The organism is Niastella sp. sgz303648 (assembly GCF_059587045.1).
Map to the genome: position 1 here is coordinate 53,422 of NZ_JCAPSW010000005.1, position 25,335 is coordinate 78,756.

Genomic DNA, 25,335 nt, shown 5'->3' on the forward strand with positions numbered 1-25,335 from the left:
GGGCTTATTGAAAATTGCTTTTTTGGCGAAATACTGATTTCCGGTTTTGAGTTCCGGTGTGTGAGTTTGTTTGTAGTTTGCACCTTCCAAAGAGCTTATAAGTTAAATGTTCCTTATGAAAGAATTTGAAATCAGCCAGGCTGCCGTTACCAGATTATTGAATCAGCAGCTGTTCAATGAAAAAGAACTGGATTATTCTATTCCTGAAAAACAACTTCCCGTACTTGAAGCAATGGCCGGCATAGGCAATAGCGGCGTGAGTGTATTTGATATGTATAAACAGGAACATATTTTTTATTCATCGAATTTCGGGCGTTTGTTAGGATACGATATAAAAGACATGGAAAGTTATGGCGCTCACTTTTTACAAAATAAAGTGCATCCCGATGATGTAGCCGGGTTAACCATCAATGGCATTTCTATTTTAAAGCTGTTTTTACAATTTTCACCCGAAGAACGGGCATGCTATAAATTCATAAACGAATACAGGCTTTTAAAGGCCGATAATACCTACGTAAGAGTAGTGGAGCAGGACCAGATCATGGCCTTTGATAAACGCGGCAATATGTGGCTGTCGTTAGGCATTATTGACATTTCGCCCAACCAGGACCTGACTGAAGGTTTAAAAAGCCAGGTGTTCAATTTCAAAACAGGTGAAATCATTCAGCTTCCGAACGAAGGTAAAAAAGCGGCGATCTCTGTTTCACTAACATCGCGCGAAACGGAAGTGCTGAAAATGGTAAAAGGCGGCTTGCTGAGTAAAGAAATTTCTGATAAGCTGGCAATCAGTGTACATACTGTAAATACCCACCGGCAGCGTATTCTTGAAAAATTAAATGCAGGCAACTCCATGGAAGCGGTTGTATTTGCTGCTGATCTCGGACTTATATAAACGTTTTTTACCAAACATCCATTGTACTGATTAATCAGTATTGCTGAAAATCGGGTTTAGAAAGACCTTTGTTCTATCTAAATGAATAAACAATGGAAACAAACAGCAAAGAACAAACTACGCCAAACTATAACATTATCACTGTATTTGGGGCAAAAGGCAAAGTAGGAATAGAATTATTGAAACTATTTTCACAATTGGGTATTCATTGCCGTGCGGTAACCCGTGATTTGAAAAATGTTCCTTCATTACCCTATGTTACCTGGATAGGAGGCGATTTAAACGATACCCATTCTATTTACAATCTGGTTGCAGGAAGCGATGGTATATTTCTGAATACCGATTTTTCGCCCAATATGGTTACTATGCATAAACAGGTTATTGAGGCGGCTCAACAGGCGGGGGTAAAACATATTGTGCGGCTTTCGTATGGACTGCTTCCTGAAGAAGTATTGAAAAAAGCCAATTCACCGGTGCACCAGTTTCATATTCAGGCCGATGAAGCACTGATAAGTTCAGGATTGCCATATACCATACTTCGGCCCAGCGGATTTATGCAGAGCTGGTTATATGAATTGCCTTCAATAAAAACTGAAAGGAAAATTCATGAAGCAACCGGTGATGGAAAACTGCCTTATATAGATACCAGGGATATCGCCGGGTTTATCGCTCAGGTATTGTTGAATGAAAAGCATTATAACAGGATATACAACTTAACCGGAAATGAAGCAGTGAATTTTTATCAGGTAGCAGATGCCATTGGCAAAGCGATCGGAGAAACGGTTACCTATGTTCCCGAATCAAGGGAAGAAACAATACAACGCTATACGAAAAAAGGATATCCCGACTGGGCCATTCAACTGCTGTTATTCTTTGCTGAAAGCCAGCAACAGGGTAAACTTACACCTGTTACCGGCAGTATAAATGAAGTTTTAGGTAAACCCGCCCGTGATATTTATACGTTTGCAAAGGATTATGCCGAATGGTTTAAAGGTGAGTAATGTATCACTGTTATGGCATATTGTTCCCGCCGGCGGCTCCTAAGCCGGGGCGGGTACTTTTATTGCTCCTGTGGTTTATTGTCTTTATCCAGGTCGTACCCTTCTATAAAACAATGCGGAATAAACTTTTTGGGTTGTTGTTTCAGTTGTTGCTGTTTTAACCAGGCCATATTGCGGTAGTAAGTGGGAGCAAAGCCAATTTCTTTTTTAAACAGCATGCTGAATGAGCCGATGCTTTCAAAGCCTACTTCATTGCAGACTTCGGTAATGGAAAACTGTTGGGTGTTTAACAATGCTTTGGCCTTGTCAATCCTTTTTTGTGTAACATACTGATGTGGCGTGATCTTATATACTTTGGTAAACAGCCGGTGAAAATGAAACCGCGATAAGCAGGCCTGTGTGGCTATTTTATCAAGGTCAATAGCTTCGTGAAAGTTATCATCGATATACAATTTGGCAGAAACGATGCGTTGATATAATTCAGAAGCAATGGCCATATGGAGGTGGGAGAGTACTTACAGATGAATTTATCCTAAATAGATTTCATATTCAGCTTAGCTATTATTTCATTGGCTTTATTCACCTTTTCGGGGAATAACACTTTACCTGAAAACTTTTTCATTGAATTCGATACTTTCACTTTAATGCCTAAAGCCTCAGCACCCTTTAATTTTTTTGCCTTTTTCATATCATAAAGTTACATTTTTTTTCTTTTAATCATAAATCCAAAGTAATCAGCTCCTTTGCAAAAGGCAACCCGCTCATAGGTGGCAATTCCCATTAGAACTCCGTAAACATGAAAATCCTTTGTAAGCTCTTCCATATTGAGAGTCAGCGCCATACGATAAAGCCTTGTTCTTTCTGGAGTTGAACCGGAAAAGAATATGAATTTATCCGGAAAAACAGAGCTAAACTCATAAACAGCACCCGCAACAGTAGCTAATATCTTATTTCTGTCTTTGTTGTCATTGGTAGTTTCATCATCAATGGAACCATCTTCGGTTAAGTTTCCAAAAGCAAGATTATAAATATCTTCATCCAACAATTGTGTAAACTGAATTACTTTGGCAATTTTGCCTTTTGGCCCTTCACTGAAAAAAAGAAATTCAAGTTTATCCGGTGAAGAGATGATATCATCATACCGTTCATATTTCATTCTGCAAAACCTTTAATTCATTCAATATCGCAATGCCATTACACAGTAATTAATTACCGGTTCTAAAAAGCCACCACATTACTTTCTTCATTATCAACATCGATATACCGTTCAATATTACGCGGGCGGTATTGGTACATTTCACGGGTGCGTTGTAAAACGCTTTCATCAAGTGTTTCATTGGCATGATTGTGCAGCTTTACCGGCCGCCATACGGGCCACCAGAACCAGTACAATGGTGTATAGGAATTACGCAGCTCGCCCCAGGGATTGCCTTTTACCTGTTCATATACTTTTGCATCGTAGCACAATCCTGCTTCATGGGCTTTTTGTGACAGCCACTTTAATGCAAGATCGCTCAAACCTGTGTCAACATAACCACCGCCAATGTTACTGTGCACACCCGAAAACCAGCGTTGCTCCATGCGTTGCGGATGCGTGGGATCATTCTTTACCGTATTGCTTTTTTGCCATAAAGTGGGCATGAACAATTTTCTTCTTTCATCAATGGCCAACGCATGACAGGCATTTTCCACCGTACTGCTGAGGGTTACATCATGAAACTTATATTTTTTACGGTTCCATAATTTATACCAGGGTAGGGGAATGCCCAAACTGCCAACGGTATCCCAAACGCCGATAAATTTTACAGGCGTTACATTTTCCCATGTATAATTTTTTCTGAAAGACACCATCAGATCTGAATCGGGGGCTGAATATTCGTTTCTGTCGCGGTACAGGTCATAGGCTTTATCAACCAGCGATAAAAATTCAGGTTTTAAAATGCCACAGTTTCTGATAAAACCTGCAATGCTGCGGGCCGTATAGGCGCCACGACTGAACCCGAATAAAAAAATATCATCGCCGGGTTCGTAGTTCAACACCAGAAACGTATATATATCTTTTATGTTCTTGTCGATTCCTGCACCGGTAATGCCACCCAGCAGTTTATCTTTCCATGAGCTGCCGGTGCCAACTCCTTCATCATAAAATTTTACCTGACGAACCGTTGAACCATTTGATGTATCCTGCGCACAAATGCATTGATACATTTTTTCAACGTTCGTTTCAATCGGTTTTCCGCGATCGGTATTGCCGGGTTTGTTCCAGGTGCCATCGCTGCAGGTGATAATACGTTTCATAATCGTAAATGGTGAATTGTTAATACTCAATTGGGATGTATTGGTTCGGGTCTCGCCCCAGCCGGTTTTTGATTTATCACCAGCGGAGCCGAAGCATACGTATTGGATGAGCATAAAATGCCGCTGCAAACTTTTTATTTTTTAAGCGGTTGGTGGTAACCAGCATTTCTTTCAAACCTCTGATGTGGTCGTACAGCGGAAAAAGGGAGGTTGTTTTACCGTCTTCGGGCATGCGCAGAATAGCTTTTTCAAGCACTTTGGCACGAAAAGCCAGCCGGGTGGCTATTATTTCCTGAATAACGGTAGCGGGCAAACTGAATACCAAAAAAAAAAATGAAGATGAGTCCGGTCACTACATCAAGCGCCATGTTATTAAACATACACAAAACATTTAGGGGTTAATTGAAGTTGGTACATTGGCTCCCCTTATGCATCTGATCCTGTCGAAGCTATCACTCCTGTTTCAGCAGGCATCGGATCGTGTTCAGTGAACGGCGTTTAGTAGTTTAAAAACCTTAAGGAAATTAATAGTTTATGGTTTTAGTTTATAGTTTGTAGTTGCTGCCGAGTTTTTTGGATTAACCAAGCAAACTATATCCTGTTAAAATTTATAAAGCCGGCAACTACAACGTATGATCGAATCAAAGAACCACAAACTTCAAACCACAAACCAGAAACTTATAATAAATGTAAGATGATGTATTTAATTGTAACAGGTAGGTAATACCTGATTTTAGTGAGTAATTGTACGTGGCTGGTGAATGGTCAATGGTCAATGGTGAATAGAACCCTTGCTTATAGCCTGTTGTCTATTGCCTTCCTGCTTCCCTCTCGCCACTTATTACCTGCCATTTCAGAGGCTCAATAAAAAATCGAGCAAATCGGTCATCGGCTGGTTATTGGGCGACTTCACAAATTTGTAAACGTGTGTGTTTCTGCCATCAGGTATTTCAATTTCATACTGCAGCAGGTCGGCGCCTATTTCGCCATTGCTTTTTTTTGCCTGCGTAGCATAAAATTCACTGGCTTTATCGAGCAGTGATTGTAACAGCGGTCGCTTTTCGGGCGTTAACTGATTATCTGAAATTTCCTTTAACTGAATACGTTCTCCGGCAAAGCCTCCCGATTGAAATACCCTGATTTGCATATGGCTGTTGTTTAGATTAAATGTAAAGGTAAATAGGATTGTGCTGAGCGAAGCGAAACAATTAAAAAACCGGCCCCGGCATAATCAACAATGTTATACCGGGGTCCGGGCCCATTTACTTACTCTTCGTTATTTTCCTTTTTGCTGCTTGCTTCTTTTAATTCCTTTTCTTCTTTTTTAAGATAGCTTTCTATTTCGTAGTATTCTTCATGCTTCATTGTTCCACAACAGGTGCTTCTGTCCTGACCAGCTGATTTATGCAATGATTCATGTTCGAAAGCCTTCAGCTCAGTGCCATCTTTATATTCACCGGTAAGCGGTACAGGCGATACCACTACTTCACGGAAAGTAAAGCGGTTCCTGATAAAGGTTCTGTATTGCACCGGTTTGCCATCGGCAAAGCATTTCAACAGCATCTGGTTAACTACATGCGCGTAGGTAGCACCTGTATTGGGCGCAGCCAGAATAGCACGTAATAATAATCCCAGCAGGTATTGAGCGCTTTCGTGCAGTACCTGAGCGTCGTCTTTTTTGGCGATATTTCTTTCGAATGCGAATATATCGGCCAGAACATCATAAATACCGCCTGTAAATACCTGCGATATGGCATGTACTTCGGTGCCTGTTTCGCTTAACTTAAAGTTGTTATCGGCATTGCGTAAACCATTCGGACGGCCTAATGCCAAACCAAACTGTTCTGCCAGATCGCTCAGGAATGTTTTATCGTGCAGATTAGCTTTGGTTTGTGCAATGATGGCTTCTACCTGATCATATTGCGACAACGTAAGGAAAACAGCCATCAGATCACCGAATGATTCATGCAGTCCACCTGTTTGAGGAGGGTTGCCGGCGAGGATCCATCCTGGTTTCATTGCATCCAGAATAGCATGGCCGGTTTCATGCGACACGATGTCGAGCGAACGGCATGTAAAGATGCGGGAAGTAGTGCCGGGGGCGACAAAATCGCCAAACTTAAGGCTGCGTTGCGATCTGCTGTAAAAGGCGTTCATTACATCGGGCAAACCGTGTGCATGTACCTGTAAGGGATCGATATTGGTGGCAGAGTTCCATTGCCAGGGCAATGCACTGGGTAATCCGTTTAAGGCCAGTGCTCTTTGCACCATGGTTAATGTTAAACGGGAAACAGCAAATGCCTGTACGCTGTCGAAGGCATCGGTGCCGGGTGTTTGAATAAAATCACCAAACGCGTTTTTGCTAACGGGCGCCAATCCCATGCTTTTCAAACGAAGGTCCTGCGGACCGTTTGATACAAAAGAAGGCACATATACTTTACGGATACCAATTTCGGCAACCGAAGGGTCCTGCTTGAATATAAGCACCCTTGAACCGGTTAAGATGGGAATGGGAATCGGTGCGGCTGATATGGATGGTTGCAGCGGAACCTGAGCATGTGCGGGCTGACCCGGAGCTTCCATGCTTGTTTTTTGCTTGCGGTGTTGGCGGTATTGATTGGTGGGGGTGGGTACCAGGCCAACAGGAATTCTTGCTTCCGGAATTTTGGGATCCAGGATGGGCGTCTCCATAAATTACATGGTTTTAAATTGCCTACTCTAAAATGACCGTTTTCGGCATACCGGTTGCCTTAAATCATTTGCCTTAACATGTTGAACCTTAAACCATGAGAAGTCTGCCTTTATGTATTCACTTAAACTACAGCCACACGCTATACCCATTGCGTACAGTGATAGTTTACCCACATGCATTTACCGGTAACGCATAGCTACAGCGATACAGCATGCAGGAAATGGGACAGACGGAGGTATTCAATAAAATACGGAGAACAAAATGAAATCAGATTATTAATCAGAGTGAAGTTTAACCAGAAGTGCTACTAACCGTGTGTGATAACGATGAGAAGGAAAGATATAAACAATTTTTAAACTATTCACATTTTTGGGAGTTGATATTGATCAAATAATAAATATCGAATAATGAATGTCGAATGATAAATATCGAAGTGCTTTTACTTCGACATTCATTATTTATTATTCAATATTTAATAATATTAGCCCTAAATCTTTATTAAGCTAAAAATGGTGTCTACTACGAGGTTCAGCAAACTGGCTTTAAACTGATCGATACGTATAGCCGCAAGGCCCGCCTGCTTTAAGGCATTCATTTGTATCAGGTCTTTCTGACTGTTTACCAGCCATTCAAAATCTTCGGTGGTGAGATCACCGCTCATGAGCAGGTTCGTCCAGCGTTTGAGTTTCTCCTGCATATCATTCAGCATCTTACGGGCATCGTCTTTTGCTTTGCTTACATAATTTTTTAAAGTACTTTCAGCGAGGCTTTCAACGCCTTTTTTCAGTTGATCGAAAATGGTATTAAAATCGATAGGAGGCATATAGATAAAGTTTTAAATATCGAATACTGAATGTTCAATGATGAATTTTGAAGTGCCTTTACTTCGACATTCTACATTTAATATTCAACATTCGATATTGATTATTGATTAGCAGATATAAATGTGGTTACCTTTTCATCGGCAGGCTTTATTTTTTCGCTTTCCAGTTCAACGATCAGGTCAAATGCTTCGCCTACCTGTATTTTGGCCTCATTGATAAACGTGGCCGACAGGGTGCTTTTTTCTTTCCAGCGTTTTAAAAAACCGCCGAACAGGTTGCGATCGGGGTTCTTTAACAGCTCCCACATTTTTACGGTGATGGAATTTACCGGCCGGTGCTTTTCGTATTCATATGCTTTTTCGATGCGGGTGGTTACATCGTCTATAGCGGCCTGTTGCGAGGTAAAGCTTTCGGTAGCTTTGGTCATGATGTTCAATGCGTCGACTTTCAACGCTGTTCCCTGGGTATAGGCGTACTGATCGAACCCTGAAATGGTTTTGCATCCGCTGAATAATACTATAGCCAACAGCAAAACCGCCATTAAATAAGATAAAGGTTTCATGTGCATTGGTTGGTTTTATCGTCAATGGTGAATGGTCAATGGTCAATGCCATTCGTCATTTGGGCTAAAGATATAATATTTTAAGTTTCAGGTTACATGTTGCAGGTTACATGTTAGTTATCTTCTATAAGATAGATATTACTTTAAAAAGCTGAATGCTGCAACATTGGACCTTGAAACCTGAAACTTGTAACCTGTAACTGGCAACCTGGATCCGGTAACTGGTAACCTGAAACCAGCATCCTACTTTACGCCGCCGCTCCAGAACCAGTTACCCTCATTCGTATAAAACCATTTGCCATTGCCATTGATCGATTCGCCCTGCATGGTAAACCCGTCGTAAGCCAGCTGAATGCCTGCATTCACCATATTGGTTATTTTGTACAGCTTACCTGGGCCCGCCCGCATATTCAGCCGGGTAAGGGAGGTTACTTTGCCGAACTTTTCGGTTTTGCTGATCTGTCCGTTCACAACCTGCGCATTGCCGGTAACAAGGGCGATCAGTTTATCCATATCAACCTTAAAACCGGGGCACGACTTTAACGAATAAATTTCATGGTGACCAACAATATGCAGCCGGTCGGCGGGAATGCTCCAGCGCTGACAGATATCGCGTATCAGTTCAGAGCTGGTGCTATACATGTCGTCGGTCCAGTCGCTGCTTTCCGTGCCTTCGTGCTCAATTCCGATGGTATAATAATTAGGATTGATATACATGCCATCGGTTGTTTTTTTGATCAAAGGCCATGAGGGGTCGTGTACACGGCCGGCATGCCAGGCGGTATCTTCTTCCTCAACATATTGATGTACCTCGCCGGCTTTGCCAATGCCATAATGGGCCGATACCTGTGACAATGCACTCGTGAACCAGCTGTCGGTTCCTTTCAGGGTGCCTTCCATAATATGTATAACAATGGCTTCGGGGCGGTAGGTTCTTCTTCCCGTAGTAAAATTGGGACTTAAAACAGAAGTGATGTTCATAAAAATACGTTTAACCCTGTGCAGGTGTATTTAATGCTTCATCGGCCACTTTTTCTGACAATGCCTCGGAAGCCCTTCCTTTATTTTCAGTAATTTTTAATGCTGCATAGGTGGCAGAGCTAAGCCCCAGCAGTATTAAATTATTGTCGCTCACAATGGGTATGATAAAATCTATTGAATGCAGCAGGCATTGCGCCAGGTTGGGATCGCCTTTGGGAAAATCGGAAAGGCAAAAATTCGGATCGCCCAGATTGCCCATCACCGATGCAATGTACCAGATGCCAAAAACAACATTAAAGATGAGGGTCTGAAACCGTTGAATGCTTACCCCGTTCTGATCGGTTAAAATATCGAGGAAGAAATTGGTGGTTTTTACATCCTGATGCCGGTAGATCAGCGGATTTTGCTCATCGGCCATGTCGATAACCCTTGCTGCTGTAGTAGTAGCAACACTGATGCCCAGCAAAACCAGGGTGCTGGAATGCAAATTGGGCGCATGACCGGTTTGCAGCATAATAGTGGTAAAGGAAGTCAGAATGATTACCGTCCACCAGGCAAGCTGCACCCTCGACCAGCTAAAAGGTCGGGGACTGGCTTTACTGATGTCGCGAAGCATGTTAAATTTTCTGTCGCAGATAACAACACCTGCCGTTAAAAGCGCAAAAAGGCCCCAGAACTGAAAAACCATAGGATTTTTTATTTAAGCAGATATAAATATGGCTTTCCTCATTTCAAAGGAAATGCCGGATTTTCAAAGGACTACCATAATTACTAAATTTTCTACTTAAAGTTTAGGTTCTGAGGGTAAATCATTACCCATCTAAGGGTTTATACTGCGCATAACCCGCAGGTATAGTAAAATATTAAATATCGAATATCGAATATTGAATTTTGAATTTAAAGGTTGATGTAAAGGCACTTCGACATTCAATATTGGACATTCATTATTTAATATTTGTTTTTTGTTATATGAAGATATTAACGGAATTAATGATAACAAAGGGGATTTATACTTGTTGTGTAGAAAGTAAATTTACGAAAAGGCAAAACATTCATCATGACACCCTTTACCAACGATAAAAGAACAGATTCGGCTTCGCGGGTTATTAAAGCTCCGGCGCAGGCCATTTACGATGCACTCATAAACCCGCAGGCTATTGCCAGGTGGCGACCACCCGAAGGCATGACCTGCGAAATTTATATGTTTGAACCATATGAAGGGGGCCGGTTCAGGATGAGGTTCGGGTACAGGAATACCAGTCATGATGTAAAAGGCAAAACCACCGCTCATGCCGATGTGTTTCATGGTACGTTTGCCGAACTGGCGTCCGGTAAAAAGGTGGTTGAGCAGGTTGAATTTGAATCGGATGATCCGGCCTTTGCAGGTACCATGTCAGTGATTACCATGCTGACACCCATACCTGGCGGCACCGAAGTGAAAATTATCTGCGAAAATGTACCCGCCGGCATAAAGCCTGCCGATCATGAAAAGGGTATCACTTCTACCTTAAATAACCTGGCCGCGTTTATGACAGAACCCGAATGGTAACAGCTGCCAGTAAATCAGATCTTTTACCTGACTTAAAAATCGGGTATTCAGGATTGAATCAGAATAATTGCATTGAAACGACACAACTGCCCATTGCCTGCTGCCTGCTCACTATTTGCCAGACTGCCATTTTTTCACCCTCACTTACCACGGCATAATCATTGATAACCATAATGGAACATTAAATTCAGCATTTATGGGAAAGATAATAGGAATTGACCTCGGTACCACCAACAGCTGCGTAGCAGTAATGGAAGGAAATGAACCGGTGGTAATAGCCAATGATGAGGGACGCCGTACCACCCCGTCTGTAGTGGCTTTTTTGAAAAACGGCGAGCGTAAAGTAGGTGACCCGGCCAAACGTCAGGCCATCACAAACCCGCATAACACCATCATGAGTGTGAAGCGTTTTATGGGCCGTCGTTTCGACGAGGTGACAGAAGAGATCAGCCATTGGAGCTATAAGGTGGCAAAAGGTGACAATAATACCGTACGTATTGACATAGATGGCCGTTTATATACGCCACAGGAACTTTCTGCCATGATTCTTCAAAAAATGAAGAAAACGGCCGAAGATTACCTGGGTCAGGAAGTAAACGAAGCGGTTATTACCGTTCCGGCTTATTTTAACGATGCCCAACGCCAGGCAACCAAAGAAGCCGGTGAAATTGCCGGCTTAAATGTTCGCCGTATCGTAAACGAACCTACCGCAGCCGCACTGGCTTACGGTCTCGATAAAGGTCATCACGACCAGAAAATTGCCGTATTTGACCTTGGTGGCGGTACATTCGATATTTCGGTACTGGAACTGGGCGATGGCGTATTTGAAGTAAAATCTACCAATGGTGATACGCACCTTGGTGGCGACGACTTTGATAAAGTAATTATGGACTGGCTGGCCGGCGAATTCAAAAACGATGAATCAGTTGACCTGCGCAAAGATCCTATGGCTTTGCAACGTTTGAAAGAAGCAGCCGAAAAAGCCAAGATCGAATTGTCGTCTTCGACCGAAACAGAAATCAATCTGCCATACATCACGGCTATTGACGGAGTGCCCAAGCACCTCGTAAAAAAACTTACCCGCGCCAAATTTGAGCAGCTGGCCGATAAATTATTCGAACGCTGTTTGCGCCCCTGCGAAAAGGCACTCGAAGATGCCGGTTTAAAAGCTGCGCAAATAGATGAAGTAATTCTGGTAGGTGGTAGTACACGTATACCAAAAGTTCAGGAACTGGTTGAAAAATTCTTCGGCAAAAAGCCTAACAAAGGCGTTAACCCCGATGAAGTAGTAGCTGTTGGTGCCGCCATTCAGGGTGCCGTATTAACCGGTGAAGTGAAAGATGTATTGTTGCTCGACGTAACACCGCTGACACTTGGTATTGAAACAATGGGTAGTGTAATGACCCCAATGATCAATGCCAACACAACCATTCCGACTAAAAAATCTGAAATATTCTCTACCGCAGCCGATAATCAGCCCGGTGTTGAAATTCACGTATTGCAGGGCGAACGTACCTATGCCAATCAGAACAAAAGCCTGGGTCGCTTTCAGCTCACAGATATACCACCCGCTCCGCGTGGTATGCCTAAGATCGAAGTAACATTCGATATCGATGCCAATGGTATCTTACATGTTACCGCTAAAGATCAGGGCACCGGTAAAGAACAAAAGATACGTATTGAAGCCGGCAGTGGTTTAAGCAAGGACGAAATTGAAAAGATGAAAGCCGAAGCCAAAGCCAATGAGTCAACGGATAAGGCAGCCCGTGAAAAGGTTGATAAACTGAACCAGGCCGATAGCCTCATCTTCCAGACTGAAAAACAGTTGAAGGAATATGGCGATAAAATTCCGGCCGATAAGAAAGGGCCTATCGAAACAGCCCTGAATAAATTAAAAGAAGCGCACAAATCGCAGGATGTAAGTGCGGTTGATGCTGCCACTACCGAAATGAACAACGCCTGGACGGCAGCCAGTGAAGAGCTGTACAAAGCTACACAGGGCGCAGCCGGAGGCCAGCAATCCGGCGCTCAGCAGAGCGGCCCTAACGGCGGTGGACAATCTAACGCCGGCGGCGAAAACGTAACCGACGCCGAGTTCGAAGAAGTGAAATAAGGACGGTGATTATATATATCAAAAAGCCCTTCGCAATTGCGGAGGGCTTTTTGGTTTTTGTAATAATCCATTTTCAAATTAAATAATCTCCATTTTTTGCATCAAAAACGAAGCGTTCTTATTCTTCGCCACACCCTGCTGCAGTTTATAATCGAACAACAATTCACCATCGCTAATGGTGCTTTCGAAACAATAGTTGTTCACTTTGCCGGGAAGTTCCTGCTCAAGCCGGCTGAGCGCCAGGTCGTGCGTGGCAAACAGGGTTAAACAACGGTATTGCAACAGTTTTTTAATGAACTGTTCCGACCCGTGCGTTTTATCTTCTGAATTGGTGCCGCGCAAAATTTCATCAATTAAGATCAATACCGGCGTATCGTGTTGCTGCAGATAATGAATGATCTGCTGCAGCCTTTTCAACTCGGCCATGAAATAGGAGGTATGCTCGGCCAGTGAGTCGCTCACACGAATGGAGCTGCGGATAACCATCGGTGTAAAGGAAAACGAGGCGGCACAAACGGGGGCGCCGCATTGCGCCAGTATAAGGTTTACGCCAAGCGTTCGCAGAAAAGTAGTTTTGCCCGACATATTTGAACCGGTTACCAGAACCAGCTTTTCGTTTATGCCAAATATGCAATCATTGGCTACACGTTCCTCAGCCGGTATCAACGGATGTGCCATCTGCATGGCAGAAACTGATAAGTTATCGATGTCTGCAACCGGATACTGGTATTGCGGATGATTAAATGCAAATGTGGCTAATGAGTTAATGCATTCAATGCTGCCTACACAATGTATCCAGTCGTTAAACCGGTCTTTATGTTTTTTCTTCCAGCTTTCAAGCGCCCATAAGCAATGGATATCGTACATAAAGAAACTGTTCAGAAAAAAGTTTACTATCAGGTTTAACCGCTGATCGAACATGGCCGATAAACGCGACAGTTTTTTTACCGATTGATGCGCTTCTGTGGCAACCTTTTTTTCTTTTTTCAACAGCTCTGAGGTGCCGCTATCGACCTTGCAGAACAACGACAATATAGCAGCATATTGTTCCAGTATAGATTGCTTTTTTCCCAAAAGGCTATGCTGTTTAAGAATTTGTTTGCCGAACATTCCGTTCACCATCCAGCTGAGCAATATCACCGGTATTAACGGATAATAATTATTGGTTGCCAGCCAGTATATCAAAAAAACTGAACTGTACACCACCACCAGCCATCGTAACAATTGCACCCATAATTTATTATACAATATAGCAGGCCGTTGCAGCCAGTCGGCAATATCATGTAAAGTGCCTTCTTTTTCTTCGTTCATCAAACCATGCGCAGTAAGCAACTGACGTAGTTCTTTTTGAGTGGTCAGTCCCTGCACTGCCTGTTGTTGCTGTTCAATAGCCGTTTTGGAAAGAGAAGGTTGCTGCAGCCAGTGGGCCAGCTGCTGTGTACCATGACCGGTAGTAGTTCGGTTCAGTATATGAAACAGGGAGCCGGGGCCGAAAATATCCAGGTCGCCGGCATAACCGTCATTCGATAAAAACGATTCTCCATTATTGAACAGGTTGGGCTGATGCTGCAACACATCGAGTTCATTCTTATTTATAAATAGCAGTTTTTCAAGGAGTGCCTTGCGGTCGTTCAGGCGCCACGCAATGCGCACCAGTATACTAAACGCCGCGATCACAAGCAGGGTAGTCATAGGCCAGACCAGCGTGTGGTCTGAAATCCACCTCCAGACTACATAGGCAAAAACAAAAAAACAGGCAAGACGCAAACCGGCCACCAAAGTGGTAACAGGCTGTAATCGCTTCAACGCATCCTGATAAAACTGAATTTTTTCTTTATAAAAACCAATTACTGACTCCATAATTAGCGGCAATATACGGCACATTGCGGAAAGCCGTGCCGCTATGCGACACTTGCGGTTTCGTTCCGGCATTGCATGTCGGGATTGCCTTTAACTCTGCTATGCGACACTTGCAGTCCCGCATCACTATTCTGTTGCCCTGGCAACATTCGGCCCTGCAACCGGTTATTTTTTAGCAAAATACCAATTAGCAATTTAATATACATGATGTATATACGATTATCAGCATAAAAAGGAAAATGAAGGAACCTTTTTCTGTATTTAGTTTGTGTGTAACAGTTATAATTTCAGTATATTTATACAGAAGGAATCACACAATAGTGAAACGGCTCTGGTTATGGAATTTCAAATCTTATCCCATGCCGGTTTATTGGTAAAAAATAAACCGGGCACATCGCTTATATGCGACCCCTGGCTGATCGGTAGCAGCTACTGGCGCTCGTGGTGGAATTATCCGCCGGTAAGTAAAGAACTCATCAATTCATTACACCCCGATTTTATTTACCTCACACATATTCACTGGGACCATTTTCACGGCGCTTCTTTAAGAAAATTCAAAAACAAAACTCCGATCATTATTCCCAAAGGAAACTATTCACGCATTAAAGACGATCTGAACTATCTTGGCTTCGATAACATCATTGAACTAAAACATGGCGAGCGTTTTGAACTGGATAAAGGCTTCACCATTACCTCGTACCAGTTTTGGGTATTTCTCGACAGTGCTGTACTGATAGAATGTGATGGCATAAAATTGCTGAACCTGAACGACTCAAAACATATGGGCCTTACGCTTAAACAAATTGTTCGTAAGCACCGGCCCATCGATTTTGTTTTCAGAAGCCATAGCTCAGCCAACGAAAGGTTATCGTACGAAATAGTAGATGCGCCCGATTCGACCGTAGATGATCTTGACCGGTATATCAAAGAATTTGCACAAACCGTTAAGGCTACCGGCGCCTGGTATGCCATTCCGTTTGCCAGCAATCATTGTCATTTGCATAAAGACTCTTATCACTTCAACCGTTTTATTCAACATCCGTTACTGGTAGAAGCGTATTTTAAACGGTATCAGATTCCTTCACCCATGGTAAAAGTGATGGTATCGGGCGATAGCTGGTCGTCGGAAGCCGGTTTTGCCATTAGTGAAAAAGACTGGTTTACCAATCGCGACAAATTATTGCAGCAATATTTACAACAGGAAGCCGAAAGCCTTGAAAAGTTTTATGAGCAGGAAAACCAAACGTTTATTGAAAAAGAAGTGGTAGATGAATACTTTTCAACATTTAGCCGTAGCCTTCCATTTTTTATAAAACGGTATTTCAAAAATGTTTCTTTCACCTATGTATTATCGGCCGCCGGCGCAATCCGGTATATTTATGATGTAAACATTTATACCGGAAAAGTAACAGAGCTGCCGACGGATACGCTTTTACACCATGTCAATTTTCCCATTCAGATACACACCACCGCTTTTATATTTTTGCGGGGCATTGAGTTTAATATATTCTCCCATATGTGCATCGGCAAAAGGGTGTTTTATAAAGTTACTGCCAAAAACAAAAAATATATGGAGGCATTGAACCTAACATTTAACGCCTATGAATACGATCTGCTGCCCATCAGCAAATTGTTCACCCGGCGCTCCATTGAATCGTGGTTCATGCGCTGGCGCGAAATTATTTTGTACCTGCAGTTTGTGAGAGATAAGATATTTTATAGAAAACTTGATTTTGAGAAGTATCTGAAGTAGTAGAAAGTTTATGTTACAAGTTACAGGTTTCAGGTTTCAGGTTACAAGGTTTGAAAGTGGAAGGTATTGCCCTGTAACATGAAACCTGTAACCTGCAACTATTTCAAGACCACCTGCACCGTTTCGGGTGTTTGTTGCATCAGCTCAACGGCGCGGCCGGCGATCATTTTTTGTAAAATTGCCTCGTTATAATGACGAATAGTAAGCAGCGTTAATCCTTTTTCGACCTGCACATCGAATATTTCGGTAGCGGCAATTGCCAGTTTTTCAATTTTATCACTTTGATTATCCAAACAAACCTGAATGGTAACGGCGCCGGTTTGCATAAGGTTGGGCTTGATCTTGCTATCTGCTAAAATTTGATACAGATCGGCCACCGGCTTTTCGCCCACAAAGGAAAAATCTTTCGAGTGCAGTTGTATCAATGCCTGGTTTTGTTTCAGCACAATAACAGGAGGGAGGCCCTTGATCGTTTTATTATGTATAACGGTTCCCTGCAGGTTTTTATCGAGAAAACATTTTACATACAGCGGAATACCTTTGTTCTGCAGCGGTTTGATGGTCTTGGGGTGAATTACCTGTGCGCCATAGTAAGCCATTTCAATCACTTCATCGTAGTTCAGTTCACGCAGCAATTGCGCATCGGAAAATAATTTGGGATCGGCATTCATTACGCCTTCCACATCTTTCCAGATTACCTGTGCTTCGGCGTTTAGTAAATTGGCAAAAACAGCAGCGGTATAGTCGCTGCCTTCACGGCCAAGCGTAGTGCTTTCGTTTTCGTCGGTTGATCCGATAAAACCCTGCGTAATGATAACATTATGCTCTTTAAGCAGCGGCAACACCACTGTTTCGATCTTTTCGCCGGTATATTTCCAGTCGATATTGGCATCACGAAAATTATTATCGGTGCGAATAATATCCCGTACGTCGATCCAGTGATTGGTGAACCCCGATTCGTTCAAATAAGCGCTCACAATTGCGGTAGATAGTAATTCTCCGATACACACAACCTGGTCGTAGTAATAGTCGAACCCACGAACCGGTTTATCGTGCAGCAGCCATTCTACTTCGGTAAAAAAGTTTACCAGCTGTTCAAGCGTTTCGTTGTAGGTTGTAACCAGCAGGTATTTGGCGGTGGTTAAATGACTTTGTTTGATGGCTTCGAACAACTGCAGCGCTTCTTCTTTTTTATTGCTGTAAAAGGCTTCCACTACTTTTTCGAGCGCATTGGTAGTTTTACCCATGGCCGAAATAACAATCAGTAACTGTTCGCCCTGGTACGACTTTAAAATATTGCCTGCCTGTTGAATCCTTTCTGTACTGTTTACACTGGCTCCGCCGAATTTGAATACCTGCATTGTCTTATTTATAGGTTAATTGCCTGATAAGGCGCAAATGTAGTAAAAGTAGAGAAGTCAGAAGTCAGAGGTCCGAAGTCCGATGATTTCTGCTGGTTAACTTAATTAGAAGTTTGAGGAAATACAGAATGTCGGAATTACGGGTTTTCCTGACGTCAGACTTCTGACTTCAGACTTCGGTTTTTCCCTTATTTTTGCCAACTAACAACTGTTAACCAACGCTCAATTTATGACCACTATCAACAGAAATGTACTCACCCTCGATGAATTTACCATTCAGCAGTTAAGAAATTTCCCACATGCCACGGGCGAACTCAGCGGTCTGTTGCGCGACATGGGTCTGGCTGCCAAACGGGTTAATGTAGAAGTGAATAAGGCAGGTTTGGTTGATATATTGGGTGATGCAGGGGCAATCAACGTGCAGGGCGAGGATGTAAAAAAACTGGATGTATTTGCGAACAACCAGTTTACCGGGGTATTACAGCATGGCATCAGTTGTGCCGGTATTGCCAGTGAAGAGCTCGACGATTATGTGGCCTTCAGCGACACCGTAAGCAAGAATTCAAAGTATGTGTGCCTGTTCGATCCGCTCGATGGTAGTGGTAATATTGATGTAAATGTTTCGATAGGTACTATTTTCAGCGTTTACAGGCGGGTGACGCCTACGGGAACCATTGCCTCAAAAGAAGACTTTTTGCAGCCCGGTAAAAACCAGGTTGCATCCGGCTATATTGTGTATGGGTCATCTACCATGCTGGTGTATGCTACCCGCAGAGGCGTGAACGGATTTACGCTTGATCCTTCAATCGGTGAATTTTGTTTGAGCCATCCGAACATCAAGTGTCCTGAATTTGGGAAGATCTATTCTGTTAACCACGGTAATTTCTTCCAGTATGAACAGGCCGTTCAGAAATACATCAGTATTTGTCAGAAAAAGAACCAGGATACCGGCGGTCCGTATACACAGCGGTATATAGGTAGTATGGTGGCCGATGTGCACCGCAACCTTATAAAGGGCGGCATATTTATGTATCCCGGCACTATCGATAAACCAAAAGGCAAATTGCGTTTGTTGTACGAGTGCAATCCGTTTGCCTTTTTGCTCGAAGTAGCCGGCGGAAGAGCCACCAACGGTAAACAAAGAATACTCGACGTACAGCCTACCGAGCTGCACCAGCGCTCGCCGTTATTCATTGGCAGCCGGGGCATGATGGATGAATTAGAAACATGCTTAACGCAGAACGCCTAATGCTTAACGCACAACACGAAACGCTTAAAGCAGAATGCTGAATACTTAGGGCGCGTTTCGTGAAAGAAGTCGGAAATCAGAAGTCTGAAGTCCGACGATTCTGCTGGTTAAATTAAATTGGAGTTTGGGGAAACACAGTTCGTCAGTATTAGGGGTTTTTCTGACCTCTGACCTCAGACTTCCGACTTCAATATTTTTTTATGCAAGTTGAACTTATCCTTTACGAAGATCAATACGCCGCCGATTTCAAAAGTTTGAACCTCGAATGGCTTGATAAATATAATCTTACCGAATCGCACGACCTCGAAGTGCTCGATGACCCGCGTGGCACCATCCTGAATAACGGAGGCATCATTTACCTGGCCAAAGCAGATAATGAAATTGTTGGCACCGCGGCTTTAATGAAGGAACCCGACGATATATATGAACTTGTTAAAATGGCCGTAACGCCGGCCTGGCGTGGAAAAGGCATCAGCAGGCAGCTGATTGAAAAATGCCTTGAAACCGCCCGTTCATGGAAGGCAAAAAAGGTATTCCTGTACAGCAACAGCCAGTTACAAACCGCATTAAAATTGTATGAGAAATACGGGTTCAGGCACGTGCAGGTTGAAAATGCCCCTTATCTTTCGGCAGATGTTAAAATGGAATTAATAATTCAGAACCCATAAAAACGGGGTCCAAACAATCTCTGGTACAGATTTAGCATAGCTCAATTCAAAGTAATTATTTAAATGAAACGGGACGGTCACTTAATTGCTTCTTATACAGTTATTATCAGCATATTGTTATCGGCAGTTACGGCCTGCACTTCTACCAAAAATCCGGCAGAAACATCATCAGGCAAACGGGAAGCCACCTACAGATCGGGTTCGTCAACATCAGAAAAAAAGGTGGTAGTTACGCCCTCAACTCCGGTGGTTAACGCCAATCTGGCACCGGGCCTTGAGCGGGATGTGCTCAGTCTGGTGAACGAATACCGGCAATCGAGAAAGCTGCCTCCGCTGGTGCCCAATCCGGCCATGGAATACCAGGCACGCCGGCACAGTATGGATATGGCCACACACCGTATTCCATTCGGCCACCAGGGATTACCATTTCGCATGAAATATATTTCCGAAAAAGTACCGGGCGTAAAAGATGTTGGTGAAAATGTGGCTTTTGGAAACCTTTCGGCCCGTGAAGTGGTGAACGGCTGGCTCAAAAGCCCCGACCATAAACGTAATATTGAAGGCAATTTCAAATTTACCGGCATCGGCGTAACACGTAATATGCAGAACCAGATTTATTTCACGCAGATATTTGCGAAGTAAGACGACGAGGTCAGAAGTCGGAAGTCAGACGTCAGAAGAGCCCATAATGTAGACAAACTGTATTTCCCCAATCTTCTAATTAAGTTTAGAAGCAAAAATCATCGGACCTCCGGCTTCAGACTTCCGGTATCCCTGCTTCCGGCCTACCAACTTTCGTACTTCCGGTCCCCTCCATTTCCCCGTTTCGACCTATCTTGTGCCCTAAATTCAGGATCAGCACATGAGCAAGGTTATTATTTCGGTTAAGAGCCTCATCAAAAACTACGGCAATTTTGAAGCAGTAAAAGGCATTAGCTTCGATGTTATTGAAGGCGAAATTTTCGGTTTGCTGGGCCCCAACGGCGCCGGAAAATCAACAACGCTTGAGATCATTGAAACGCTGCGCGATAAAACCGGTGGCGAAGTTTGGGTAAACGGATTTAATCTTGATAAAGAACCCAACTCAATCAAACAGATCATCGGTGTGCAGTTGCAAACATCAGGCTTTTATCCGGGCTTAAATCTCGTTGAACTGATCGAGCTGTTTGCCGGTTTGTACAATCGCCGTATCAATGCAGTTGATTTGCTGAAGATGGTAAACCTCGAAGACAAATCGAAAAGCAAATTCAAGGAACTCAGCGGCGGACAAAAGCAACGCTTTTCCATTGCTACCACCCTCATCAACGATCCGAAAATCATTTTCCTTGATGAGCCTACTACCGGGCTCGACCCGCAGGCGCGCCGCAATTTGTGGGACCTGATAAAAGCCATCCGCGCCAAAGGCACTACCGTGATCATTACCACCCATTATATGGACGAAGCTGAAGTGTTGTGCGACCGCATTGCCATCATCGATTCGGGCAAGATCGTTGCACTGGCAACTCCCGATAAACTGATCGACGACCTCGTTGCCACCGGTTTCGAACGACCTAAAGAAGTGAAGAAAGCAAACCTCGAGGATGTGTTTATTCACCTCACAGGACATGCACTGAGAGATGAATAATTTGAAAATGTGCTAATTTGAAAATGGAATACAAATTAAATAATTAGCACCCCATCATCGGAAAATCAAGGCATCTAATAAAGGTTAGCTTATAGAAAATTAAACGGCCTCATTTTCAAATTAACTCATTTTCAAATTTAATATGGATTTAAGATACCCCATTGGCAAATACGAACCGCAGCCTTTTTCCGACAAACAAAAACGCGAATGGTTGCAGGATATTCAGTTTCTGCCCGGCTTACTCGAAATGGCCATCGAAAATCTCGACGAAAAGCAACTGAACACGCCTTATCGCGATGGCGGCTGGACGGTTAAACAATTGGTACATCACGTGGCCGACAGCCATATGAATGCTTATATCCGATTTAAACTGGGTTTAACTGAAAAAAATCCTGCTATTAAACCCTATGAAGAAGCATTATGGGCCAACCTCGCCGATGTTACTGCAGTGCCCATCAATATTTCCATTACTTTGTTATACGCTTTACATACACGCTGGCATTCGGCATTGCTGAATTTGCCACAGGAAGCCTGGAACCGTACGGTTTTTCATCCTGAACATAAAAAAGAAATGTCGTTGTACTTTCTGCTGGGCATGTATGCATGGCATGGCAAACACCATGTGGCGCATATTACATCGTTAAGAGAAAGAAAGGGATGGGGGGAGTAATACAGTTTGTTGTTTGTGGTTTGACGTTTGTGGTTAAACCGCCGATTGAGAGCCTGATTACCGCTTGTTAACTGAAAAAATTGAATCAGAATATAGAGCATCATGAGAGATTTAAAATGGAAAACGCTGAAGTCGGAATACCTGTTTAATGATTTATGGTTTACCGTACGTAATGATACCTGTGAACGACCTGATGGCAAAATTGTATCACCGTACTATGTATATGAATTTCCTACCTGGGTAACAGCGTTTGCGTTGACAGAAGATGGAAAAGTAATTCTCGAACGCCAATATCGCCACGGATTAGGGGAAACAAATTATGAATTACCCGGTGGGTGTGTTGATGATACCGATAAAACCTACGAAGAGGCCATTGCCCGGGAACTGCTCGAAGAAACAGGTTATGCGTTCAGACACTACGAATACCTGGGTAAAATCTCTGCTAATCCTTCAACCAATAATAACTGGATGCATATGTACCTCGCTACCGGCGGTAAAAAAGTGCAGGCCCAGGAATTTGATGATAATGAAGATATCGAACTCCATCTTGTTTCGATAGAAGAATTAAAACATTTGCTCCGCGAAAATCAGATCGTGCAGAGCATGCACGTTACAGCGATGTTTTATGCACTGAAGAAATTAGGAGAACTAAAGTACTAAGTAATAAGTTGTAAGTTTTAAGTAAAGACACTTATAACTTATAACTTAACTTCTCCAACAACAAATACACTTCCGCAAACAAGTATCAAATCATGCTTTGCAGCTTTATTCATCGCCTGCTGTAAAGCACTATTTACATCACCGTATGTATGACCGCTTAAACCAAGTGTTTGTGCCTTTGCAGCCAGTTCATTTTCAGGCAGGGCACGCGGAATCTGGGCGCGGGTGAAATAATAGGAGGCTTCTTTGGGCAGAAGCGATAATACCTTTTCAATTTCTTTATCTTTTACCAGTCCGATCACAATATGTAAATGCTGATAATCGCTCAGCTCAAGTTGTGCGGTGATCTGTTTTATACCGTCTTCATTATGGCCTACATCCAGTACCACAACAGGATGGTCATGAATAACTTCCCAGCGGCCATGCAATCCGGTTAGTTTTTTTACCTGACGAAGGGCCTGCTGCACCTGTTCGTCGGTGATCTTCCAGCCTGCCTTTTGCAGGTGATAAATTACTTCCAGTACCGTGATGCAGTTTTTTGTTTGGTAAAAGCCGGGAAGGTCGAGGTGATAGGTCATTCTTTCATCGGTGCCCGACGGGGTAACCTGTACCATTAGCTGGTGATGTTCGTACTGCCATTCGGCCACATACCGTTGTGCATCGGCAAAAAACAAAGGCGCCTGCTTTTCGCGGGCCACCTGTTCAAAAACCTGTTTTGTTTCCAAAGAGGTTTCACCAACTACAACGGGTACCTGCGGTTTTATAATTCCTGCTTTTTCAAATGCAATAGCCTCTAAAGTATCTCCCAGCAGGTTCATATGATCGCGGCCGATATTGGTGATCACCGATATTTCGGGAAGAATAACATTCGTACTGTCTAACCTGCCCCCTAAACCGGTTTCAATCACGGCGATATCTACCTGTTGCTGCACAAAGTAATCGAATGCCATGGCAACAGTAATTTCAAAAAAAGAGGGTTCTATTTCGTCGATAGCTGGTTGAATGCGTTTAACAAAATCAGCAACATACAGTTTGTCGATCATTTCTCCGTTCACCCTGAATCTTTCCCTGAAATCGCGCAGGTGGGGTGAGGTATACAAACCGGTTTTATACCCTGCGGTTTGTAAAATCGCTGCCAGCATATGGCTCGTAGAGCCTTTACCATTGGTGCCGGCAATATGAATGCATTTGATTTTTGTATGCGGATTGCCTAAATATTCGCAAAGCCTGATGGTATTGGTCAAATCCTTTTTATAGGCAGCTGCGCCTATGCGGCTGAACATCGGCAGCCGCGTAAACAAATAGTTCGTCGCTTGCTCGTAGGTCATCGTTGTAATTAGGGCGACAAAGCTAAACGAAAAGTCCGAAAGTCGGGAAGTTGGTAAAAACAGAAAAAAGATCTTTTCAAAAACAAAAAGTCCGAAAGAAAGTTACAGCACCACCTGTAATATTCTTTCGGACTTCCGGTTTGCGGACTTTTCCGACTTTATATAACGAAAGATTAGTAAGTCTCTTACCCTCTTACCTTGAATTTCACCAATACCGTTCCGGTTTGTTCTTCAGGCCCGTTGGGATTGGCGTTCAGTTTTGATTTGCGAACGATTTCTATGGCTTTGTCTTTGAAAAAACTTTCTGATGTGGTAGAGCCTCTTGGCTGGTAGCTGGCACTGATCACATTACCATTTTGATCAACCCGAATATCAACGGCTACCGTAGCGTTTTCATTAAAATCATCTGTGTAAGAATATACCCGTACAAAGGTTCGGCCCGATAACCCGCTTTTAATCGCGATACCTGAATTGCCGCGACCACCACCGGTATAATTCTTTGAATCGGGATTGCCTCCCGGTTGTCCCTGATCGCCTTTGCCACCGGCAATACCTTCACTGCCGCCCTTTTTATAAGTATTGTCTTCATTGCCACCGGTGCCTGTACCATTTACACCTTTAAACACAGCCTTTGGCCGTGGCGCAGGTGGTGCAGGTGTTTCAACCGGTACCGGATGTTTCACCGGCTTGCTTTTTACTACTTCTTTTTCGGGCACTTTGGTAGCTTCGGGTTTTGCAATAGGTGGCTTTTTAATAACCGGAGCTTCTTCATTTTTATCGTCGGTTTCAATATCCTTTACATCTTCTTTTACCGGTGCGGCTTTGGGTGGAACATATGCCTGCTGCTGACTGGCAGGTGCAGGTTCACCCGGTTCAAATGGCTGATCTTTACCCGATCCTACATCACTGTTGCCAAGATTTACTTCAATGCCTTCTTCTTTAGGTGGTTCGGGCAAAGGCGGCATCCCCCATTTCACAAAAATGAATATAACCAGCACCAATGCGCATACCATTATCGTATAGCTGCCGGCTTTTATATTTTTCTTTGATTCAAATTCTTCCGTCATATTCAATGAATTGGTCATACTAAGTTACCAATGTTTTAGTGAATGGTGAATAGTCAATGGTCAATTTATGCAACAATAATGCTAATTGATTGGCAAAGGCTGCATGTTAAAATGTTAATGCAGCATTTTTAACTTTTATTAAGCATTTCCGTAAATGGAGAGAAGGGTTAGCACATTTTCAAA

At 43.1% G+C, this 25,335-nt stretch carries 26 protein-coding genes; 11 read left to right on the forward strand and 15 right to left on the reverse strand.

Annotated elements, in window-relative coordinates:
- The first annotated feature begins 115 nt into the window (after nt 1-115).
- Both AC59IL_RS15795 and AC59IL_RS15800 read left to right on the forward strand, forming a co-directional pair.
- Nucleotides 116-892: a response regulator transcription factor gene (locus AC59IL_RS15795; protein ID WP_496553127.1), complete on the forward strand. Its 777-nt coding sequence runs from the start codon at nt 116-118 to the stop codon at nt 890-892.
- A 92-nt stretch (nt 893-984) separates the two neighbouring features.
- Nucleotides 985-1,893 carry an NmrA family NAD(P)-binding protein gene (locus tag AC59IL_RS15800; RefSeq protein WP_496553128.1) on the forward strand — a complete coding sequence of 303 codons (909 nt, stop codon included), beginning with the start codon at nt 985-987 and terminating at the stop codon, nt 1,891-1,893.
- Nucleotides 1,894-1,952: 59 nt separating this feature from the next.
- On the opposite strand, the gene AC59IL_RS15805 is transcribed toward AC59IL_RS15800, so the two are convergent.
- The 11 genes from AC59IL_RS15805 to AC59IL_RS15855 form a co-directional block, all read right to left on the reverse strand.
- Nucleotides 1,953-2,390, reverse strand: coding sequence for a helix-turn-helix transcriptional regulator (locus AC59IL_RS15805; RefSeq protein ID WP_496553129.1), 438 nt, complete (start codon nt 2,388-2,390; stop codon nt 1,953-1,955).
- 35 nt (nt 2,391-2,425) lie between these two features.
- Entirely contained in the window at nt 2,426-2,581 is a 156-nt protein-coding gene (locus tag AC59IL_RS15810; RefSeq protein WP_496553130.1) for a hypothetical protein, read from the reverse strand.
- Between the two features lie 9 nt (nt 2,582-2,590).
- Entirely contained in the window at nt 2,591-3,049 is a 459-nt protein-coding gene (locus AC59IL_RS15815; RefSeq protein WP_496553131.1) for a DUF6934 family protein, read from the reverse strand.
- 62 nt (nt 3,050-3,111) lie between these two features.
- Entirely contained in the window at nt 3,112-4,191 is a 1,080-nt protein-coding gene (locus tag AC59IL_RS15820; protein ID WP_496553132.1) for a T6SS phospholipase effector Tle1-like catalytic domain-containing protein, read from the reverse strand.
- 76 nt (nt 4,192-4,267) lie between these two features.
- Nucleotides 4,268-4,516 carry a hypothetical protein gene (locus AC59IL_RS15825; protein WP_496553133.1) on the reverse strand — a complete coding sequence of 83 codons (249 nt, stop codon included), beginning with the start codon at nt 4,514-4,516 and terminating at the stop codon, nt 4,268-4,270.
- 528 nt (nt 4,517-5,044) lie between these two features.
- Nucleotides 5,045-5,338, reverse strand: coding sequence for a protealysin inhibitor emfourin (locus AC59IL_RS15830; RefSeq protein ID WP_496553134.1), 294 nt, complete (start codon nt 5,336-5,338; stop codon nt 5,045-5,047).
- A 119-nt stretch (nt 5,339-5,457) separates the two neighbouring features.
- Complete coding sequence (locus tag AC59IL_RS15835; RefSeq protein WP_496553135.1) at nt 5,458-6,882, reverse strand: hypothetical protein; 1,425 nt, start codon at nt 6,880-6,882, stop codon at nt 5,458-5,460.
- Nucleotides 6,883-7,370: 488 nt separating this feature from the next.
- Nucleotides 7,371-7,706, reverse strand: a complete 336-nt coding sequence (locus AC59IL_RS15840) for a hypothetical protein (RefSeq protein ID WP_496553136.1) — start codon at nt 7,704-7,706, stop codon at nt 7,371-7,373.
- Nucleotides 7,707-7,807: 101 nt separating this feature from the next.
- A complete protein-coding gene (locus tag AC59IL_RS15845; RefSeq protein ID WP_496553137.1) occupies nt 7,808-8,269 on the reverse strand; it encodes a hypothetical protein in 462 nt (153 codons plus the stop codon).
- 243 nt (nt 8,270-8,512) lie between these two features.
- Entirely contained in the window at nt 8,513-9,250 is a 738-nt protein-coding gene (locus tag AC59IL_RS15850; protein ID WP_496553138.1) for an N-acetylmuramoyl-L-alanine amidase, read from the reverse strand.
- Nucleotides 9,251-9,260: 10 nt separating this feature from the next.
- Nucleotides 9,261-9,938, reverse strand: coding sequence for a hypothetical protein (locus AC59IL_RS15855; RefSeq protein ID WP_496553139.1), 678 nt, complete (start codon nt 9,936-9,938; stop codon nt 9,261-9,263).
- A gap of 369 nt (nt 9,939-10,307) precedes the next feature.
- On the opposite strand from AC59IL_RS15855, the gene AC59IL_RS15860 reads away from it, so the two are divergent.
- Nucleotides 10,308-10,799 carry an SRPBCC domain-containing protein gene (locus tag AC59IL_RS15860; RefSeq protein WP_496553140.1) on the forward strand — a complete coding sequence of 164 codons (492 nt, stop codon included), beginning with the start codon at nt 10,308-10,310 and terminating at the stop codon, nt 10,797-10,799.
- 196 nt (nt 10,800-10,995) lie between these two features.
- On the forward strand, nt 10,996-12,912 hold the full coding sequence (dnaK, locus tag AC59IL_RS15865; RefSeq protein WP_496553141.1) for a molecular chaperone DnaK: 1,917 nt from the start codon (nt 10,996-10,998) through the stop codon (nt 12,910-12,912).
- A 78-nt stretch (nt 12,913-12,990) separates the two neighbouring features.
- On the opposite strand, the gene AC59IL_RS15870 is transcribed toward dnaK, so the two are convergent.
- Nucleotides 12,991-14,772, reverse strand: coding sequence for a MutS-related protein (locus tag AC59IL_RS15870; protein WP_496553142.1), 1,782 nt, complete (start codon nt 14,770-14,772; stop codon nt 12,991-12,993).
- 337 nt (nt 14,773-15,109) lie between these two features.
- Between AC59IL_RS15870 and AC59IL_RS15875 the strand changes: the two genes are divergently transcribed.
- Nucleotides 15,110-16,525, forward strand: a complete 1,416-nt coding sequence (locus AC59IL_RS15875) for an MBL fold metallo-hydrolase (RefSeq protein WP_496553143.1) — start codon at nt 15,110-15,112, stop codon at nt 16,523-16,525.
- 98 nt (nt 16,526-16,623) lie between these two features.
- Here AC59IL_RS15875 and AC59IL_RS15880 read toward each other — a convergent pair whose 3' ends face one another.
- Nucleotides 16,624-17,886 carry an aspartate kinase gene (locus tag AC59IL_RS15880; RefSeq protein ID WP_496553144.1) on the reverse strand — a complete coding sequence of 421 codons (1,263 nt, stop codon included), beginning with the start codon at nt 17,884-17,886 and terminating at the stop codon, nt 16,624-16,626.
- 229 nt (nt 17,887-18,115) lie between these two features.
- Between AC59IL_RS15880 and fbp the strand changes: the two genes are divergently transcribed.
- From fbp to AC59IL_RS15910, 6 genes are all read left to right on the forward strand, one after another.
- Nucleotides 18,116-19,135, forward strand: a complete 1,020-nt coding sequence (fbp, locus tag AC59IL_RS15885) for a class 1 fructose-bisphosphatase (protein WP_496553145.1) — start codon at nt 18,116-18,118, stop codon at nt 19,133-19,135.
- A 200-nt stretch (nt 19,136-19,335) separates the two neighbouring features.
- The gene (locus AC59IL_RS15890; protein WP_496553146.1) at nt 19,336-19,803 is read left to right on the forward strand and encodes a GNAT family N-acetyltransferase; all 468 of its coding nucleotides are present in this window, start codon (nt 19,336-19,338) and stop codon (nt 19,801-19,803) included.
- Between the two features lie 63 nt (nt 19,804-19,866).
- Entirely contained in the window at nt 19,867-20,445 is a 579-nt protein-coding gene (locus tag AC59IL_RS15895; protein WP_496553147.1) for a CAP domain-containing protein, read from the forward strand.
- Nucleotides 20,446-20,665: 220 nt separating this feature from the next.
- Nucleotides 20,666-21,427 carry an ABC transporter ATP-binding protein gene (locus AC59IL_RS15900; protein ID WP_496553148.1) on the forward strand — a complete coding sequence of 254 codons (762 nt, stop codon included), beginning with the start codon at nt 20,666-20,668 and terminating at the stop codon, nt 21,425-21,427.
- 142 nt (nt 21,428-21,569) lie between these two features.
- The gene (locus AC59IL_RS15905; RefSeq protein WP_496553149.1) at nt 21,570-22,097 is read left to right on the forward strand and encodes a YfiT family bacillithiol transferase; all 528 of its coding nucleotides are present in this window, start codon (nt 21,570-21,572) and stop codon (nt 22,095-22,097) included.
- 102 nt (nt 22,098-22,199) lie between these two features.
- Complete coding sequence (locus AC59IL_RS15910; protein WP_496553150.1) at nt 22,200-22,757, forward strand: NUDIX hydrolase; 558 nt, start codon at nt 22,200-22,202, stop codon at nt 22,755-22,757.
- A 38-nt stretch (nt 22,758-22,795) separates the two neighbouring features.
- Here the strand turns inward: AC59IL_RS15910 and AC59IL_RS15915 are convergent, their stop codons facing one another.
- Nucleotides 22,796-24,085 (reverse strand): bifunctional folylpolyglutamate synthase/dihydrofolate synthase, encoded by a 1,290-nt coding sequence (locus AC59IL_RS15915; RefSeq protein WP_496553151.1) that lies wholly within the window; start codon nt 24,083-24,085, stop codon nt 22,796-22,798.
- Nucleotides 24,086-24,270: 185 nt separating this feature from the next.
- Nucleotides 24,271-25,170: a hypothetical protein gene (locus AC59IL_RS15920; RefSeq protein WP_496553152.1), complete on the reverse strand. Its 900-nt coding sequence runs from the start codon at nt 25,168-25,170 to the stop codon at nt 24,271-24,273.
- Between the last annotated feature and the right edge of the window lie 165 nt (nt 25,171-25,335).